We start from the raw sequence: 19,041 nt of genomic DNA on the forward strand, positions 1-19,041 counted from the left end.
CCCCTTCCCCAAATACCAAAGCAAAGGGGGCCAAAAAGGCCCCCTTTTCTATTGGATCATCTTCTCCGGATCAGTTCGGGATCAGATCCGGTACAATGGTCACGATCGATGGGAAGAACCACAGGATCGCAATCCCGACCACTTGAATGATCACGAACGGGATAATGCCGCGATAGATGTGGCCTGTTGTGACCTCCTTGGGTGCAACGCCCCTGAGGTAGAACAGCGCAAACCCGAAAGGCGGTGTCAGGAACGACGTCTGCAGGTTCACCGCCACCATAATTGTCACCCATTTCGGATCGAACGAGCCTCCGTAGATTACAGGACCAACGATTGGGATCACGATGTAGATGATCTCGAGGAAATCCAGCACGAAGCCCAGAATGAACAGAACCAGCATCACGATCAGGAAGACCGTGAACTCGTTGTCAAAACTGCGCAGGAACTGCTGAATATAGTGCTCACCACCGAACGAGATCACAACCAGGTTCAGCAGTTGCGATCCGATCAGGATGGTAAACACCATCGAGGTCACCTTGGCCGTCTCACGCACAACAGGCGTCAGAACACCGCTGGTGAACAGAACCCAGCACCCAAACAGCAGGCCGAACAGAGCGTAAATATAAGCACCGTAAGCAATTATAAAGGCGACCCAGGTCTCAAAGTTCACATTGCTCTGATTGATGCGCAGATCAAAGTTCACGCCCATCAGCAACGCGATTATCACGGCAAACGTGGCCCAGATGATCACCTTACCGGAACGCTCCTGATCCTGCAGCTTGCGATAAGCTGCCAGCATGATCGCTCCGCCCGCCCCTAGCGCTGCCGCTGGAGTTGGGTTGGTCACACCGCCCAAGATTGAACCAAGCACCGCGATAATCAAAACCAATGGTGGGAAGACCACCCGGATCAGATCGTTCGTAGCACATCGGGCCGCCGCCTCTTTGCACCCGTATATTGCCAAGGCAAAGGGCAAAGCCAGAAGGACGAAAGTCAATCCCGAAGACGTTGTCGGTGCAATCAACAGAATATCAACCAGCAACATCAGCAGCAGACCAATCGCCCCTAAGATCAACGGCTGCGTCGGTTTGGACGGCGCAATGCCGCGACCCATGACCAGCGTGAGCCCCAGCAAAACAACCATCACTGCAACGCCGGTGCCAATGGGCGCAGCTGCGGCGATCTTGGCTTCGCGCGCCGCGGCCAGTTCCTCTTCGCTCAGGCGTTCGGCATTGGCAACTCCGCCTGCGGCGTCAATCGCCTCCTGCTCGGACACGGCCTGATCCCAGGCGGATTGCCCATGCAGCTCTATCATCGAAACCTTGCACTCCTCGGAAACATTTGTGCGCAGCGACGCACCCGTACCGATGTCAGAGAACGCGGAGACGTTGATGTTCTGACTGCCAATGACCCCCGAGCTTCCCAGCAGAACCGCGCCAACGATCAGAGCCACAGGCGCGCCAAGCAACCAGGTCAGACCTTCACTGCGCGTTATCGGTTCACCGCTGCCGCCAGATATTTCGACCGCAGGTGCCTTTTCCGGGTTCAGCAAGGCATAGCAAAATGCGTAAATCGCATAGAGTAACGCCAACATGATCCCGGGCAACAAAGCCGCCTGGAACAACGTACCAACAGAAACCACTGCAGGTTCACCCAGATAAGTCAGCGCGTCGGTACAGCCTGCGTCCTGGGCTCGGGTTTCCTGTGCGGTCGAATAAAGGTCGCCCGCCAACGTGCCCAAAAGAACAATCACAATGGAGGGCGGGATGATCTGCCCCAAAGTACCCGACGCCGCGATCACACCCGTCGCCAGTTCCGGCGAATAGTTGTTTCGCAACATGGTCGGCAAAGCCAGCAGGCCCATTGTGACCACCGTGGCGCCAACGATCCCGGTCGAGGCCGCAAGAAATGCGCCTACGACCACAATCGATACGGCCAGACCACCCGGCAGCGGCCCAAATACGCGCGCCATGGTTGTCAGCAAGTCGTTTGCGATTTTCGAGCGTTCCAGCGTGATGCCCATCAAGACGAACATCAGCACAGCCAGCAAGGTTTCGATGGATTGCCCCGCCAGAACCCGCTCGTTCATGCGGTTCACGATGAACGATACGTTGCGGTCCAAAGCGGTTTCCCACCCCTGCACAAAGACCGGCTCAGCGATCCTTGGTAAGTCGGGGTATCGGAACACAGATATTACATCGGGTTTGACGCCCGAGTTCACAACATCCCGATAGGCTTGCGAGCCTGTGTCGATCGCCTGGTGGATCAGCAGCCCGGCACTGTCCAGCGCCGCGATGATCCCAAATGAGATAATTCCTGCGCCACCGATGGCGAACGCCACCGGAAAGCCGGAAAGAATACCCCCGAAGAGGCAGAAGAATACGATAATGAGGCCTATCTCGACGCCATCAAGTCCGAATAACATAGTCTGGGTCTCCGTCCCTAATGTGCGCCTTCGTAGGCTTCTTCGCCCTCACCAAGGCTGTCCTTGTCGAGGTATTTTCCAACGCTGTCCGGTCCTTCCACAAACTCCAGATACGAGCGGTACAGGAATGCGATTGCGTGCAGGAACACCATGGCTGCAAAGGCCACCAACAGAATCTTAAACAGGAAGTATCCGTTGAACCCGTTTGGGCTGAATCCGATGGTTTCGACGTTCCAGCGCAGCGCGCGGGATTTCATCACCAGACGGTCCAGCGTGTCGCTGGCCGAAGGTTTCGGCACGATCAGGTGCCGCCACATGAAGTACCAGCCATACATCCATGTAAGCACTGCCATTGGCATCATGAAGAAAACAGCACCCAGCATGTCGACCACGCGCTTGGCGCGGTGGCTGATGCCGGCATAGATAAGGTCAACGCGTACATGACCGCCTTGCACGAATGTGTAAGTGCAGCAAAGGCAGACAACCATCGCGTTATACAGTTTCAGTTCTTCGGCAAACCAACTGATATCCATCTGAAACGGGATACCCAGGCCAAAGGACATATCCGGGCGGGTAAACACGCGCTGCATGAACACGATAACGATCTGCTGAATGACCATCAGCAAACCGGCCCACGCAAAGAACCGCCCGGTAGTATTGGCGAACCCTTCAAGGACCCGCACCATCCCCCACATGAAATTCCGGTAATACAGACCGATGGCTGTCAGAACCAGAAAGAGGGTGAAAACCACAAAGAAGAACTCGACCGATCCACCGTAATAGACAAAGCGCATGATCGCTTCTTTGTCCGACCAGTTCAGCCAGAGTTGCGGATGCGTGATGGCGTATCCGAAATTAAGGAAGGCTTCGGCAATGTTTTGAACGAACCACAAAAGTCCGTTCCACAGGGCGCCGAAGAACGAGATACCGTTTTCGTCCTGCATGTTGTCCCCAGGTCGTATCAGTTGCACTGCTGATTATAGCGGTTTGATGGGTCCGCGCATACGCAACAGAGAGAGGTTTCCCCGCGTAGGCGGAGAAACCATTTGATCGTTTGGAAAACGTTTAGCCGCGGACGCGGTCGCGCTGTGCGGTGTAAACACCCGACGACAGGTTGTTCCACGCGGACGACGCTGCCATCGACTCCATCGCGCTGTCGTGGATCTTCTTGAACAGCTCGTCGCCCATGTTTTCGTCCAGAACTTCCTGGCTGGCCTGACCAAAGGCATCCCAAACCGCGTCCGGGAATTCCATAACCTTGACGCCACCCGACTGTAGACGCTGCAGGGCTGCACCGTTGTTGGCCAGGAATTGCGCCAGGTTCCACTGGTGCGCTTCAGCTGCCGCGATTTCGATGATCTTCTGCTGCGCAGGTGTCAGGCTGTCGAACACTTCGCGGTTGGTTGCCAGAGACAGACCAGCGCCCGGCTCGTGGAAGCCCGCGGTGTAGTAGGTCTTGGTGATCTCCTGGAAACCGGCCTTTTCGTCCGCCCAGGGGCCGATCCACTCGGTGCCGTCGATCGCACCCGAGGACAGCGCCTGATACACTTCCGAACCCGGGATGTTCTGAACGGATGCGCCCAGTTTGCCCAGTGCCTGACCGCCAAGGCCCGGCATACGGAACTTCAGACCCTGGAAGTCTTCGGGGCCGTTGATCTCTTTCGAATACCAGCCACCGGCTTGCGCACCAGTGTTACCGGCCAGGAACGACTTCAGGCCAAAGATCTGACCCAGTTCGTCATGCAGCTCCATGCCGCCGTCGTGGTAGTACCAGTTTACCAGTTCCTGCGCAGTCATGCCGAACGGAACAGCGGTGAAGAAGGCATAGCCCGGGTGCTGACCCACAAAGTAATAGTCCGCCGCGTGGTACATGTCGGCCTGACCCGACGAAACCGCGTCAAAGACCTCAAACGCACCAACCAGTTCGCCGGCGGCTTTGATGTCAACGGTCAGGTTGCCATCCGACATCGTGGTGATGCTGTCGGCGCAACGCTGAGCGCTGTCGAAAACACCAGCCAGGCCGCGACCCCACGAAGTGACCATGGTCAGCGTGCGCTTGCCCTGCGCATAAGCCGGCGCCGCCAGTGTGGTGGCTGCAGCTGCCGAGCCGCCCAGAGCAGATGTTTTCAGAAATGAACGACGATCCATATGAGTGTTCCTCCCCTACATATTCAAAACCCGGGCGAATGCCGGGCGCAGTCGTTTTAAGTGCGCGTCAGCCTAATGACCAAGATGTGAATGTGAATACCTAGTACTACGTAGGGGATAGCGTTTTTGGTGCTTTCCCGGGCGCAAACTGTGACAAATACAAAATATTACTGCGCTCTAACCCTCTCATATGCGCCAATTCACCAAAAATTTTGCAATTTCCCGCCTGCTTGCGTATCGATTCGCCTATGAGGGGATTCCGTAATCTGATCTCGCTGACCTATGGTCAGAAATTGTCGCTTGTGGCGGCGATCCCTCTGGTCGTCGCAGTGGCCGCGATTGCGTTCTTCGTGGTTCAGGAATCCCGGGCAACCGCCGAACGCGAAATTGAAGCGCTTGAGCGGCGACTGATTGAAGCCAAGAAAGAAGAGCTTAAGAACTATGTCACGCAGGCTCGAAACGGGTTTGCCTACATCTACGGACGGGCATCCACAGAGGATAAGGTCGCGCAGAACCTTGTGACGCAAATCCTGTCAGCGATGATCTACGGCAAGGACGGGTTCTTTTTTGTCTATGACTATGACGGCAACAATCTAGTCAGCCCGCGCCAGACCGAATTCATCAACCGGAACTGGGAGGGGCTGACCGATAGCGACGGCATCCCTGTTGTGGACGAATTCATCAGCCTGGCCCGTCAAGGTGCGGGCTGGCACAGTTTCATGTGGCAAAAACCTTCGACAGGCGAAGAGGCACAAATGATCGCCTATGTGGTCGGCCTGCAGGACTGGCGGTGGGCTGTCGGCACAGGAGTTTTCATCGACGACATCGTCGCGACAGTCGCCAACGCGCGGGCCGAGGTCGAGGCCCGCGTGCAACGGACGTTCTCGTATATCGGCGCTATTGTTCTTGCTGCGGTGTTGGTCGTCTTCGCCTCGGGCATGTTGCTGAACGTCCGCGAACGCCGTCTGGCAGATGCCAAACTCAAGGAACTGACACAGCGGGTTTTCGACGCGCAAGAAGAAGAGCGTGGCCGCGTGGCGCGCGAACTTCATGACGGCATCAGCCAGATCCTCGTAGGCGTGCGCTATACTCTGGACAATGCGCGCCGCCGTTTGTCACGCGGTGATGACGACGGTGCGCGCGAGCCGCTGGACAAGGGGATCGATACGCTTGGGTCAGCCATTACCGAAGTCCGCCGCATCAGCCGAGATCTACGGCCCGGCGTTCTGGACGATCTGGGCCTTGGCCCTGCCCTCAAGGCTCTGACCGACGATTTCTGTGAACGCACCGGGATCGAGACCGAATTCTCAACCGTGGTGTTCCGCAATCGGCTGGATCAGGATAGCAAAATCGCCCTCTACCGTATTGCTCAAGAGGCATTGACCAATATTGAACGCCACTCCGGCGCTACCCGTGTTACAATCGACCTGCGCGGCCACAAGAAAGGCGCAACAATGCGGATAACCGACAATGGCCGTGGGTTACGCACCACTCCTGATCCGGCTAACCCCGGTATCGGCCTGCGCAACATGCAGGAACGGATCGAACAGCTTGACGGATCGTTGCGCATTCTGTCATCACGCGCCCCACGCAGCGGCACGGTGATTGAGGTCAGCCTGCCCCTCAGCCACATGCTGCCGCCGCAAGAAGACGCAACGCCTAACCGAAAGGCCGGTACATGAGCGATCAGACAATCCGGGTTCTTATCGTCGACGACCACCCGATGGTCGCCGAGGGGATTCAGTCAATCCTTGAAAGCTATGATGAGATCGAGGTGGTCGGAACGCTGAGCAGCGGACAAGAGGCCGTTGATCAGGCCACCGATCTGGCACCGGACGTGATCCTGATGGACCTCAACATGCCCGGCCTTGGGGGACTAAGCGCGACCGAGATCATCCTTGAACGGCTACCTCAAACACGCATTCTGATCCTGTCCATGCATGACAGCCGCGAATACATCTCGACCGCGCTCAGCCACGGTGCCAGCGGGTACGTTCTCAAGGACGTTCCCACAGACGAGATCAAACAGGCAATCGACGTGGTGATGCGTGGTGAGCAGTATCTTTGCACCGGGGCCAGCGGATCGCTGCAGCCCAAAGGCGACAGCGCCCGTGAAGCACTAACCGGACGTGAACAGACAATCCTGCTGGAATTGGCACAGGGCAAATCCAACAAGGAAGTCGCCGCAGCGCTGGACATCTCTGTCAGAACCGTTGAAACGCACCGCAAGAACATCAAGCGCAAATTGGGGATTTCATCCACCGCCGGCCTGACCCGTTACGCGCTTGAACATGGCGTTTTGCAGGGCACAAGCCCCGGCTTTTGACCCCGCAGCGCGGCCCACGCTGCCCGGCCCAACCGAAGGAGGTGCGCCAAAGGCGCATCGACGGCGGGCGGGAGCCTTTGGCCTTATGACCTTGGTCGAATGTCCTCACCGAAAAATACCAACGTTCCATCCTCGTCGAGAACGTGAAACTCGCGTTGCAGATACGGTTGATCAAACGGAGCACGCACGCGCCCTTCGGGTAGATCGGTCAGCCCTTCCTTCAGACTTTCATAAAGATCGTCAATTCCGTCTACGTCGATGTAAAAAGACTGATCGTCCCCTAATGCACGACCATCTTCACGGGGCGGGCATTCCAATAGCCGGATGGCGACTTTGCCGCGCGACAGAAACGCATAATTGTCCTGCCTGAAACCGCAGGTGAACCCCAGTCGGTCGCAATAGAAATCAATCTGGTTTTGAAGGGAAGAACACAAAACGAATGGTGTAAGTTGTAAAATTTCAGGCACGTTAGCCTCCGGTTTCCAACGTTCCGACATCCCGCAACATAACACAGGTCAATCCAACAGACGATCCTGTCGCAAACCCTCACGCTTGTGATGGTGTGGCAGAACGCGCCCATATAATTGGCGTGTTCGTTCAACCCCGCCACACATGCCTTCGGCTTCGACAAAAGAAAAGATGCCGACATAACGGCTGCGTGCGCCTTTGACCGGCGCGACCCGGTGCAGCGCGTACCTGCCTTTGAAAACCTGCAGATCCCCGGGTTGCAACTCCAACGTCCTGACCAGCGCGCGGTTTCCGTCCAGCACAGAGGCCACGGACGAAAAATTTTCATCCTTAGAACTGCGCAGGTTCGGCACGTATTCAAAAGCCCCACCCGCTTCGCCATTCTGAATGGCCAACGTCACCGTGTAGTTGTTGGTATCGAAATGCCAGGGAAAGCCCTGCCCTTCCTCGACCACGTTCACGATCACGTCCGCCAGCGGATCGTCATAGCGAAAGAACCGATCTTCCGGCTCATTCAGCCCATCGCGTATGAAGGGCAAAAATCCCTCGAATTCATAGATACGGCGCAACGGGCCTGATTTGGTAAAATTGTCTGCCGGAACGAAGGCATTTGACCGGTCATAAAACCGTCGTATCGGGTGATTACTATCCAACCGAGGGTCGTCCCGTGTGAAATAGGCGTTGGTGCGGTTGAACGAACGATGCGCTCGATTGGCCACTGTGTCCGCCTCTTTCAATAGCAGCGCCAGTCCCTCGGGATGAATAAAACCGGGCAGAACGGCGCAGCCGTCCTGATCCAACTCTCGGCGCAGATCATCAATCAACCGATCATATGCGCGCGAGCCCGGGCAATCGATCGGATATCGCCCCAGATCTATCAGATCATGGATCATCCTCCGCCTCCCTTTTTTGTTCGGTCAATCTCAGCGTGCAGCAGTCAAAACCGCCCATCATGCTTGTTTCGGACATTGCGATGCCGCTTTTTGACCGCCCTCGAGGCAGCGTTTTGGGCGCAAAAGAGGGGACTTTTCCTGAATATTCCCCGCATGCGTCAATCTGCGCAATAAAATGTCGCAAAATTAACCCTGCGAGTTAGAAAATTGGTGCAATTGCCTGTTGACGCCCCTTTCCTCGGCTCATAATGTCCCTGCACGCAAAGAAGGAGCCTCTGGCGATGAGAACGCTAGTCGTAATCGTAGGAAACACGCGCATGGGCCGGTAACGGTAAACCATAATCGAACCCATGCGCCTCCGAAAATCTCGGGGGCTTTTTTTTGTCAAACGCAAGACACATGTCGCGAACGGAGCAAAGCAGATGACACGTGAGATGACCGGCGCAAAGATGGTAGTTCAGGCCCTCAAGGATCAGGGCGTGGACACGGTATTCGGATACCCCGGCGGCGCCGTGCTACCGATCTATGACGAAATCTTTCTGCAAAACGATATCCGTCACATTCTGGTGCGGCATGAACAGGGCGCGGTTCACGCAGCCGAAGGCTACGCGCGGTCAACCGGCAAACCCGGTGTTGCCCTTGTGACCTCTGGCCCCGGCGCAACAAACGCTGTGACCGGCCTAACGGATGCGCTGCTGGATTCGATCCCGATTGTGGTTCTGACCGGACAGGTTCCGACGTTCATGATCGGCTCGGACGCGTTCCAGGAGGCTGACACCGTTGGCATCACCCGCCCCTGCACCAAGCACAACTGGTTGGTCAAGGATACGAACTCGCTGGCTGAAACGATGCACGAGGCGTTCCACGTCGCCACCTCGGGTCGACCCGGCCCGGTGCTTGTCGATATTCCCAAGGACGTCCAGTTCGCCTCGGGCGAGTACAGCACTCCGAACGCTTCTACCTCGCATTACCAGCCGGTTTTGAAAGGCGATCTTGAAGAGATCACCGAACTGGTTGCCGCAATGGAAACCGCGAAGAAACCCGTCTTCTATACCGGCGGCGGCGTCATCAATTCCGGCGCGGCCGCCAGCCAGTTGCTGCGGGAACTGGTCGATGCAACCGGCTTTCCGATCACTTCGACCCTGATGGGTCTGGGCGCCTACCCGGCGTCGGGCAAAAACTGGCTTGGCATGCTGGGTATGCATGGCCTTTACGAGGCCAACCTGGCGATGCACGACTGCGACCTGATGATCAACATCGGCGCACGTTTCGATGACCGCATCACCGGGCGGATCGACGCGTTCTCGCCGAATTCGAAGAAGGCACATATCGACATCGACCCATCCTCGATCAACAAGGTGATCCGCGTGGACATTCCGATTGTCGGGGACGTGGCCCACGTGCTTGAGGATATCCTCAAGGTCTGGAAGGCACGCGGTCGCAAGACCGATGCCGCCAGCGTTCAGCAGTGGCAGAACCAGATCGGCGACTGGCGCAAGGTCAATTGTCTGGCCTACACCAACAGCGAAAAGACGATCAAACCGCAATACGCGCTGCAACGTCTTGAGGAACTGACCAAAAACCACGACCGTTACGTGACAACAGAGGTTGGGCAGCACCAGATGTGGGCCGCGCAGTATCTGGGTTTCGAAGATCCAAACCGCTGGATGACCTCGGGTGGTCTGGGCACAATGGGCTATGGCTTCCCAGCCTCTATCGGGGTGCAAATGGCGCATCCTGACGCGTTGGTCATCAACGTTGCGGGAGAGGCATCGTGGCTGATGAACATGCAGGAAATGGGCACTGCGGCACAGTACCGCCTGCCCGTTAAACAGTTCATCCTGAACAACGAACGCCTTGGCATGGTCCGCCAATGGCAGGAGCTGCTGCATGGTGAGCGCTACTCGCATTCGTGGTCCGAGGCCCTGCCCGATTTCGTCAAACTCGCCGAGGCCTTTGGGGCCAAGGGCATCCTGTGCTCCGACCCCGCCGATCTGGACGACGCGATCATGGAGATGATCAATTACGACGGTCCGGTGATCTTTGACTGCCTTGTTGAAAAGCACGAGAACTGCTTCCCCATGATCCCGTCGGGCAAAGCGCATAACGAGATGTTGCTGGGCGAAGCCGAGACGCAGGGCGTGATCGACTCCAAAGGCTCGGTTCTGGTCTGACAAGTTTTGACGGATTTTGTCGGGCACCCCAGTGCCCGGCCATCACTGGATTATGAAAGGGACATAAATGTCTGCCCTACATATCAAAAAAGGCGCAACACGCCATTCCGCCTATAACCTACGCCCCACCTTCTCGGACGTGCAGGAACGCCATACCATCGCGGTTCTGGTCGAGAACGAACCCGGTGTTCTGGCCCGCGTTATCGGGTTGTTCTCGGGCCGTGGCTACAACATCGAAAGCCTGACCGTCGCCGAAGTTGATCATACCGGCCACCTAAGCCGCATCACCATTGTAACCACGGGCACCCCTCAGGTGATCGAGCAGATCAAGGCTCAACTGGGTCGGATCGTCTCGGTGCGGGACGTGCATGACCTGACCGTCGAAGGCTCATCGGTCGAGCGCGAACTGGCCATCATCAAGGTTGTCGGCGCAGGTGACAAGCGGGTCGAGGCACTGCGTCTGGCCGATATCTTCCGCGCCAGCGTCGTCGATAGCACGTTGAATTCGTTCATCTTCGAGATCACCGGTGCCCCGGACAAGATCGACGCTTTCGCCGACCTGATGCGCCCGCTGGGTCTGGTTGAGATCGCGCGCACCGGCGTGGCCGCCCTTCTGCGCGGCGATTGACTTTTGTCCCTCGCCCCGAAGAGGTGGGGCGAGGAAACTCCCACAACGTGCTCAATAAACAACGGCATGTTGCTTATGCGCATGAATGCGCCGAAAAGATCATACAAAATGACATAAAGTCTATTGCGTTTACCTGCCCCAACGTTAACGTCGGGGTGTAGCGTGGTGTTGGGATGCGCCAGCTAGGGTCCTCAGTACGATTGAGAATGCATGAACGGCCACTAGGTCGGGTGCGTCGCGCTTTTGGAATTACACTCTGGAACCTGGGACAGAAATGACCATGAGTATCCGCAGTCCTGATGAATTACGCCGGATGTTCGGCGCCAATCTGCGACAATTGTCGCGGCAATATTCGTCCGTCTCCGAACTATGCCGACAGCTTGGCATCAACAGAACCCAATTCAACAGATATCTGGCGGGCGAGAGCTTTCCCCGCCCCGATGTTCTGGATCGCATGTGCCGGTTCTTCGAAGTCGATGCTCGTATCCTATTGTTACCGTTGGATGAAATTGAAACGCCTCCGGAACATCCCGCCGCCTCGGCCCTGACCGAGTTTTTGGGATCCGGCCCCTCGACACTGACCGAAAACCTGTTGCCGGCAGGCTTTTATTACGCAACCGAAACAGGGCTGGACGGAAGTCCCATGCCACGGCACCGTCTGATCCACACGCGACGCTTGCCGCAGTGCACGTTGGTGCGCAGCTATGAGCCGGAAAATGAAGGGATACCGGCGGACACAACCAGACGTGAGGTTCAGGGCATTGCAGCCTGTGCCGGGCGCCAGATCTTTATCCTAATGGCCAGCCGTGCAGCCCAAAACAGCCGTATCTATCTTGTGACGCGCGGCGCTGAGGAAAATTCCGAGCGGTGGCGTGGTATTGCAATTTGCCTGTCCAAAACAAACGCCCAAGCGACCACAATGCGCCGCATATCGCTAGACTACCTGGGCACCCAGGCCAAGGCCGCGCTGCCAGCGGCGCGCGCAGCCAAGCGGTTCAAGCAAAGCGCCGCTTAGGTCTTTCAGGCGTCTTTACCGCCTCCTGCCAGAGTGATCAGGCGATACAAATGCCAGCTGGCATGCCCCAGTAACGGCAGCACTATAAGCAGTCCCAAAAACCACGGGATCATTGCCAGAAATGTCACAACAGCCACGAACACCCCCCACCCCAACATGACCGTCGGGTTCGCACGGACATAGGCAAAACTTGCGATCATCGCGGTCACGAAGTCCAGTTCCCGGTCAAGCAACATCGGAATTGATAGGACTGTGATCATATAAAGAATGATCGCAAAAATGGCCCCCACAACGCTTCCGACAGCCAGCATTGTCAGGCCATTGGGCGTCAAAAAGACCTCAAGCGAACTGGAAACGTTGGTCATGGTCGACAGCCCCATGAACAGCGCAAAGATCATATGGCCCAGAAAGAACCAAAACAGAAAAATCACTACGATGATCGCGCAGATGGACGGCAATTGACGGCGGCTCTGCTGCACGACCACGCCAAAAACCTCTTTGAAATTCAATGGTTCACCCTGTTCCAGCCGGTGTGACACCTCATAAAGCCCCACCGCTGCGAATGGGCCAAGCAAAGGGAAACCGATCGCGGCCAGCACAAGCCAATAAGACGTCTGAGTCTGCACCGTGATCCACGCCATAGCCCACCCCGCCAGCACATAGAACGCACCGAACAATAACCCAAAAACAGGCGCGCGACGGAAATCCGCCCAGGCCCGGCGCAACGCCTCGCGCAAAATTTCGGCATTCACCGGTCCCATATCCGGGACCCCAAAGGGTTTTTCCATGCTCTGTTTCTCCTCCCTTTTTCCGGCGTTTTCCTCAAGCCGGTTGTTTTTGAGGCCACCTTGTTGCGGCGTGATATGTGGCTCCGATCGCAAGTATACGCGCATCCGCCCCACGCGGGCCAAAGACCTGCATACCCATAGGTAACCCACCTTCCCCAAAACCCACCGGAACCGACAGACATGGCAATCCAATCAGACTGACCGGAACCATGACCTGCATCCAGCGGTGATAGGTATCCATGCTTTTGCCCGCGATCTCAGGGGGAAACGGAACCGAAAGCTCAAATGGCCAGACCTGTGCGGATGGCAGGATCAGCCCATCATACACTTCAAACAACTCAGCCGCTCGTCGGAACCAATCCGATCGTACAACACTCGCCTGATGCACTTGCATCGCCGTCAAGGCTTGCCCGCGGTCCAGCTCCCATTGCGCCGTGTCTTTCAACTGTGCCCGCTGTTCTGACTGCGCATCCAGGCCAGCCGCCACGCTCCAGGATCGCAATGTCGACCAGCTTTCAAACATTTGTTCCGCATCAAACGGCGGGGCGACGGGTTCAACCTGCGCCCCCAACCGCACGAAAACGGACAGGGCGTCCCGGCACAGGTCCAAAATACCGTCTTCAAACGGGAACGCTCCACCCCAGTCGCCCAACCAACCAATTCGCATGCCGGATAGATCTGCCGCCTGTACCGGGGACACTGCCGGGCTGTGCGGGGTTGCAGGATGACGCGGGTCCGGTCCTGATATCACATCCAACAGGACACCCAGATCTTCAGGTGTTCGGGCCATTGGACCAAGCGTGGACAACTGGTGAAGGAATACGTCCCCCGCCGGCTCAGGCGGTATGCGCCCCCAGCTGGGACGAAACCCATAGACATTGTTCCACGCTGCTGGATTTCGAAGACTGCCCATCATGTCCGAGCCATCCGCCAGAACTACCATCCCGGTCGCCAGTGCAACGGCCGCCCCGCCCGAGGATCCACCGCACGTCTTGGAGTGGTCATATGGGTTACACGTTGCACCATAGACAGGATTGAATGTGTGCGAGCCCAAACCGAATTCTGGCGTATTCGTTTTGCCGATCAGGATTGCGCCCGCAGCGCGCATCCGCGCCGCTATCAGATCGTCCTGGTCCGGGACATGATCGCGAAACAGCGGGGATCCTTGCGACGACACCACTCCGGCAACATTCACCAGGTCCTTGACCGCAATCGGCAACCCATGCAGTGGCCCCATCACCGGCCCCTCATCCAGCGCGCGCGCTTCGGCCATCAAAGCCTCCTCGTCACGCAGGGCAACAATCGCATTCAGGGGCCCGTTGACTGATCTGATACGATCCAAGGTTGCACGCATCAGATCAGAGGCAGAAAGGCGTCGAGCCGAAAGCTCAGCCAGCAAAGCAGTCGCGGTTGTCTGGCTTAAATCCATTCGGCACCCATCGCATTCAGTGTTCCTAAGTCGCGATCAGCCTAACGGGGCCACAACACCAATTAAACCCGTGTTTTACATATACCTTTTACCACGCGCACATCGGCGCGCGGGTCCCTTTCTGTCTGAATGTATCCCAGGGGAAACTACGCTTGCGAAGAAGGGGCAGCGCACCTTACTCTAATCAACTGTCGCCTTGAGCCTCGGACCGGCTTTTTCCCGCAACATCCATTGCAAGCGTAGCGGCCATGAACCCATCGAGATCGCCGTCCAGAACACCCTTGGTGTCCGAGGTCTCATGGTTGGTACGCAGGTCCTTCACCATCTGGTAAGGCTGCAAAACATAGGACCGGATCTGGTTGCCCCACCCCGCGTCGCCCTTGGCCTCATGCGCGGCGTTGATATCGGCATTGCGGCGGTCCAGCTCCTGCTGGTACAGGCGCGATTTCAGGGCTTTCATAGCAATATCACGGTTCTGGTGCTGTGACTTCTCAGAACTCGTCACAACGATTCCGGTCGGAATGTGCGTGATCCGCACCGCCGAGTCCGTGGTGTTCACGTGCTGACCACCCGCACCCGAAGACCGGTAGGTGTCGATGCGGATATCCGAGGGGTTCACCTCGATCTCGATATTGTCGTCAACCACCGGATAGACCCAGACCGAGCTGAACGACGTATGCCGCTTGGCTGCCGAGTCGAACGGAGAAATGCGCACCAGACGATGCACGCCGCTTTCGGATTTCAGCCAGCCATAGGCGTTGTGACCCGAAATCTTGTAGGCAGCGGATTTGATGCCCGCCTCTTCTCCGGCCGTCTCGGACTGCAGCTCGACGGTATAGCCCTTCTTCTCCGCCCAACGCACATACATGCGCGCCAGCATCGATGCCCAGTCACAGCTTTCAGTGCCACCGGCGCCCGAGTTGATTTCGAGGAACGTGTCATTACCATCGGCCTCGCCGTCCAGCAACGCTTCTAGCTCTTTCTTGGCGGCCTTCGCCCCCAATTTCTGAATGGCATCTTCGGCGTCAGTGACGACCTCTTCGTCCTCTTCCATCTCACCAAGTTCGATCAGCTCGATATTGTCGCTCAGATCGGTCTTGATCGACTCATAGGTTTCAATGGCGTCCACCAACATCTGACGTTCGCGCATCAGTTTTTGCGCGTTCTCGGGGTTGTCCCACAGGTTGGGATCTTCGACCCGCGCGTTGAATTCCTCAAGACGATGAGGGGCGGTCTCATAGTCCATGCGCTGCGCCAGCAGCTCCAGCGACTTTTCGATTTCCGCCACGGTGTTCTGGGTTTCGGCGCGCATGGTCTTGTCCCAACTTGCTCAATCAGGCCTGCGTGATAGCAAGAGGCGCGGGCCACCACAAGACAGGCGAGACGGAATGCAAAACGCGCTGAACGAGTTTCTGACAAGATGGGATTTGCAAGACCCTCAGCTCGTTGCGGATACCGGCCATGCTTGCGTGTGGAAGGTCCGGACTTTGGACAATACGTCTGCGGCCCTCAAGATCTATCGTCGCCCAAACCGCGGGAATGAAACAGCCGGCCCACATCTGATGCGCCTTTGGCGCGAACGGGGCGCTGTGAACGTGCTGGCCGAAGCTCGCAATGCCGTTCTGACCGAGTGGCTTGAAGGACCATCGTTGGCAGACATCGCCCGGTCAGGCCGCCCGGATGAAGCTGTACTTGGTCTGGCGACAGCTGCGGGTCGATTGCACGAAAATCCAACGGTCAATGGAACCGGGCTGAAAACGTTGCATGAGGTTTTCGCGCCGATTTTCGACTGCCAGTTCTCAGACGACTGCCCAACCCGGCTGAGGGATGACATGGTTCACGCGATCAGCATCGGCCGCCACCTGCTGGACACGCAAGAGACCATTGTTCCGCTGCATGGGGATCTGCATCATGACAATGTGATTGCAACGCCCGCTGGGCATCGGGTCTTTGATGCCAAGGGGTATATTGGCGACCCAGCCTTTGAACTGGCCAATGCCCTGCGCCACCCCAAGGGCATGCCTGAACGGGTCCGCCGACCTCAACAGATTGCGTTCGGCCTAAAGCTTTACGCGAACGCCATGCACGTCGCCGAGCCTCGACTTGCCAAATGGGCGGCTGCGAAATGTGCCTTGTCGATTTTCTGGCGCGCGGACGGAACCGTCACATACGATGCAGAAGCAGATTTGTTGCATCTGCTTCTGCTGGCAAATGATCAGTAAAGACCACCCGTTGAAAGGTCACCCTGGCTGGCATTCGGACCAACCGTCACTGTGTTGCCCGTCGACGTGGTCACCTGACGGCCCGAGCTGGCTTCTTCGAACAGTGGCAGGTCGGAACCCATTGCAAATCCACCGTCGTAGACGCGGTCAATGAAGCCGTCGACGCCATCGCGGAAATACTCGGCCACAACATAGTCGCCCGATGCATCGGCCGGCAGCCGCGCGCCGCTAAAGCGGTCGATCTTGATGAAATGGCCACCTTCTGGCACCTCAAACGGACCACCACCGTATTTCTCGACGGCTTTCTCCATAAAGCTCTGGAAAACGGGACCGCACATCGTGCCACCATATGCCCCCCGCCCCATCGGGCGCGGGCGGTCGTAGCCAATATAGCAACCGGCAACGATGTTAGAAGTAAAGCCGATGAACCACGCATCCTTGGACTCGTTCGTTGTACCCGTCTTGCCCGCAGTCGGCACCGGCAGGTTGACATGGGCCGACGCGGTACCGCGATCCACGACGCCTTTCATCATCGACGTCAGCTGATACGCGGTAATCGCATCCATGACCTGGCTGCGGTTGGTCTCGATGGTGGGCGACTCATCCGGTTCAATCCATGCCGAGTTACAATCCAGACATTGCCGGTCGTCATGGCGATAAATCGTCTTGCCGAACCGGTCCTGAATACGGTCGACCAGCGTGGGCTCTACGCGCTCGCCGCCATTGGCGAACATCGCGTAGGCTGCCACCATTTTATACAGAGTTGTCTCTTCGGACCCCAGCGAGTTCGCCAGAAACGCACCCATACGGTCATAGACGCCAAAGCGTTCCGCGTAACCGGCCACGACCGGCATGGTTACCTCTTGCGCCAGACGAATGGTCATCAGGTTCCGCGATTGTTCAATCCCGGTGCGCAGCGGCGTCGGACCATAGAACTTGTTCGAAGAGTTCTTGGGTCGCCACAGCCCCTGCGGCGTGTTCACTTCGATCGGGGCGTCCACGACGATGGTCGCTGGGCTGTAACCACTGTCCAGCGCAGCGGCATAGACGAAGGGTTTAAAGCTGGAGCCGGGCTGGCGCTGCGCCTGCGTGGCGCGGTTGAACACCGAATCCTGATACGAGAACCCGCCCTGCATCGCCAAAACACGGCCCGAGTTCACGTCCATCGCAACAAAGCCGCCCTGCACTTCGGGCACCTGCCGGGCGGACCACTGGCCTTCCTCTCCGGCCATGACCAAAATGACGTCACCGCGCTTGAAGTTCGCCGCAAAATCACCTTGCATCCATTTGATGTCAGCACGCGGGACGATGCCGTCTGCCGGACCGTCCTCGATCCCTACGGTCAATTGCTGGTCACCCACACTCAGAACAACGGCCGGATACCACTGAGTCGGCAGCACCACGTCGCGGGGAATTTCCATGATGGCCAAAGCTTCGCGCCATTGCGCCTCATCCGCCAGTTTTTCTTCTGGGATCACCTCGCCCGTACCACGCCACTTCCCACGTGAACGGTCGTACTTCTGCAACGCGGTGCGCAAGGCCTTGGCTGCCTCAAGCTGCATTGCCTCGTCAACAGAAGCCCGAACCGCGAAACCGCCGGTAAAGAATTCACCCTCGCCGAAATCCTCGCTCAGTTGGCGGCGGATCTCGTCCGTGAAATAGTCACGCGGCGGCAACGCCGTACGGAAACTTTCGAAATCTCCGTTCTGGACCGAGCGGAGGGGCATTTCGACTTCGACCTCATAGGTCGCTTGATCGATATACCCGTTCTGGTTCATCTCGCGCAGGACATAGTTCCGGCGCGCCAGCAGGCGGTCCTTTTGCCGAACCGGGTGATAATCCGAAGGCGCCTTGGGCATCGCGGCCAAGGTTGCGGCCTCGTGCGGTTCCAGTTCCTGCAAAGTCTTGTTGAAATAGGTCTGCGCAGCAGCGGTCACGCCATAGGAGTTCTGACCCAGAAAGATCTCGTTCATGTAAAGTTCGAGGATCTGTTCCTTGTCCAGCGTATCCTCAAGCCGGGTGGCGAGGATGATTTCCTTAATCTTTCGTTCGGCGCGGCGGTCACCGGATAGCAGGAAGTTCTTCATCACCTGCTGCGTAATGGTCGAGGCACCCCGAACATTCTCACCCTTGGACTTCACCGCCTCGACACCGGCGGCAATGATACCGCGCGGGTCATAGCCCTGATGGGTGTAGAAATTCTTGTCCTCCGCTGAGATAAACGCCTGCTTCACCAGATCGGGGATTTCCTCGGACGGTGTGAACAGACGGCGTTCCTGCGCGAACTCGTCGATCAGCTGGCCTTCGCCCGAATAGATTCGGCTGATCGTCGGTGGCTTGTATTGTGCCAGCGACTCGTGGCTGGGCAGATCGCGCCCATACATCCAAAAGATCGCGCCGACGACCAGCGCGGCCATAAAGATACCCAAAGTCACGAGGCTGAAGATCGCCCCGAAAATCGAAAGAATGAAACGGATCACGTTACTGCCTTTTACTCGCGGTGACGTCTATATAGTGATGGCCCG

General features: G+C 57.3%; 15 protein-coding genes. 6 read left to right on the forward strand and 9 right to left on the reverse strand.

What is annotated here, in order from left to right:
• Positions 1-70: 70 nt before the first annotated feature.
• The 3 genes from GOW92_RS20880 to GOW92_RS20890 all read right to left on the reverse strand — a co-directional run bounded on the left by GOW92_RS20880 (position 71) and on the right by GOW92_RS20890 (position 4,573).
• Complete coding sequence (locus GOW92_RS20880) at positions 71-2,425, reverse strand: TRAP transporter large permease subunit (protein WP_170564407.1); 2,355 nt, start codon at positions 2,423-2,425, stop codon at positions 71-73.
• Positions 2,426-2,442: 17 nt separating this feature from the next.
• Positions 2,443-3,369, reverse strand: a complete 927-nt coding sequence (locus GOW92_RS20885; RefSeq protein WP_170564410.1) for a TRAP transporter small permease subunit — start codon at positions 3,367-3,369, stop codon at positions 2,443-2,445.
• A 121-nt stretch (positions 3,370-3,490) separates the two neighbouring features.
• A complete protein-coding gene (locus tag GOW92_RS20890) occupies positions 3,491-4,573 on the reverse strand; it encodes a TRAP transporter substrate-binding protein (protein WP_170564413.1) in 1,083 nt (360 codons plus the stop codon).
• 248 nt (positions 4,574-4,821) lie between these two features.
• Here GOW92_RS20890 and GOW92_RS20895 point away from each other — a divergent pair, with 248 nt between their 5' ends.
• Both GOW92_RS20895 and GOW92_RS20900 read left to right on the forward strand, forming a co-directional pair.
• A complete protein-coding gene (locus GOW92_RS20895) occupies positions 4,822-6,255 on the forward strand; it encodes a cache domain-containing protein (protein WP_170564416.1) in 1,434 nt (477 codons plus the stop codon).
• Complete coding sequence (locus GOW92_RS20900) at positions 6,252-6,899, forward strand: response regulator transcription factor (RefSeq protein WP_170564419.1); 648 nt, start codon at positions 6,252-6,254, stop codon at positions 6,897-6,899. Before GOW92_RS20895 ends, GOW92_RS20900 begins: the two co-directional genes overlap by 4 nt.
• A gap of 83 nt (positions 6,900-6,982) precedes the next feature.
• On the opposite strand, the gene GOW92_RS20905 is transcribed toward GOW92_RS20900, so the two are convergent.
• Both GOW92_RS20905 and GOW92_RS20910 read right to left on the reverse strand, forming a co-directional pair.
• Positions 6,983-7,366, reverse strand: coding sequence for a bleomycin resistance protein (locus GOW92_RS20905; protein WP_170564423.1), 384 nt, complete (start codon positions 7,364-7,366; stop codon positions 6,983-6,985).
• 48 nt (positions 7,367-7,414) lie between these two features.
• On the reverse strand, positions 7,415-8,260 hold the full coding sequence (locus GOW92_RS20910) for a HalD/BesD family halogenase (protein ID WP_170564425.1): 846 nt from the start codon (positions 8,258-8,260) through the stop codon (positions 7,415-7,417).
• A 422-nt stretch (positions 8,261-8,682) separates the two neighbouring features.
• On the opposite strand from GOW92_RS20910, the gene GOW92_RS20915 reads away from it, so the two are divergent.
• The 3 genes from GOW92_RS20915 to GOW92_RS20925 all read left to right on the forward strand — a co-directional run bounded on the left by GOW92_RS20915 (position 8,683) and on the right by GOW92_RS20925 (position 12,077).
• Positions 8,683-10,434, forward strand: a complete 1,752-nt coding sequence (locus tag GOW92_RS20915) for an acetolactate synthase 3 large subunit (protein WP_170564428.1) — start codon at positions 8,683-8,685, stop codon at positions 10,432-10,434.
• Between the two features lie 67 nt (positions 10,435-10,501).
• Complete coding sequence (ilvN, locus tag GOW92_RS20920; protein WP_170564431.1) at positions 10,502-11,062, forward strand: acetolactate synthase small subunit; 561 nt, start codon at positions 10,502-10,504, stop codon at positions 11,060-11,062.
• 280 nt (positions 11,063-11,342) lie between these two features.
• A complete protein-coding gene (locus GOW92_RS20925) occupies positions 11,343-12,077 on the forward strand; it encodes a helix-turn-helix domain-containing protein (protein WP_254453105.1) in 735 nt (244 codons plus the stop codon).
• Positions 12,078-12,082: 5 nt separating this feature from the next.
• On the opposite strand, the gene GOW92_RS20930 is transcribed toward GOW92_RS20925, so the two are convergent.
• The 3 genes from GOW92_RS20930 to prfB form a co-directional block, all read right to left on the reverse strand.
• Positions 12,083-12,865, reverse strand: a complete 783-nt coding sequence (locus tag GOW92_RS20930) for a DUF2189 domain-containing protein (protein WP_170564437.1) — start codon at positions 12,863-12,865, stop codon at positions 12,083-12,085.
• A 34-nt stretch (positions 12,866-12,899) separates the two neighbouring features.
• Positions 12,900-14,294, reverse strand: a complete 1,395-nt coding sequence (locus tag GOW92_RS20935; protein ID WP_170564440.1) for an amidase — start codon at positions 14,292-14,294, stop codon at positions 12,900-12,902.
• 184 nt (positions 14,295-14,478) lie between these two features.
• On the reverse strand, positions 14,479-15,606 hold the full coding sequence (prfB, locus tag GOW92_RS20940; RefSeq protein ID WP_170564443.1) for a peptide chain release factor 2: 1,128 nt from the start codon (positions 15,604-15,606) through the stop codon (positions 14,479-14,481).
• A gap of 76 nt (positions 15,607-15,682) precedes the next feature.
• On the opposite strand from prfB, the gene GOW92_RS20945 reads away from it, so the two are divergent.
• Complete coding sequence (locus tag GOW92_RS20945; RefSeq protein ID WP_170564446.1) at positions 15,683-16,516, forward strand: aminoglycoside phosphotransferase family protein; 834 nt, start codon at positions 15,683-15,685, stop codon at positions 16,514-16,516.
• Here GOW92_RS20945 and GOW92_RS20950 read toward each other — a convergent pair.
• Positions 16,510-18,996, reverse strand: a complete 2,487-nt coding sequence (locus tag GOW92_RS20950; RefSeq protein WP_170564448.1) for a penicillin-binding protein 1A — start codon at positions 18,994-18,996, stop codon at positions 16,510-16,512. The genes GOW92_RS20945 and GOW92_RS20950 overlap by 7 nt on opposite strands.
• Positions 18,997-19,041 lie beyond the last annotated feature (45 nt).

It is taken from the genome of Ruegeria atlantica, assembly GCF_013032505.1.
Lineage (GTDB): Bacteria > Pseudomonadota > Alphaproteobacteria > Rhodobacterales > Rhodobacteraceae > Ruegeria > Ruegeria atlantica_F.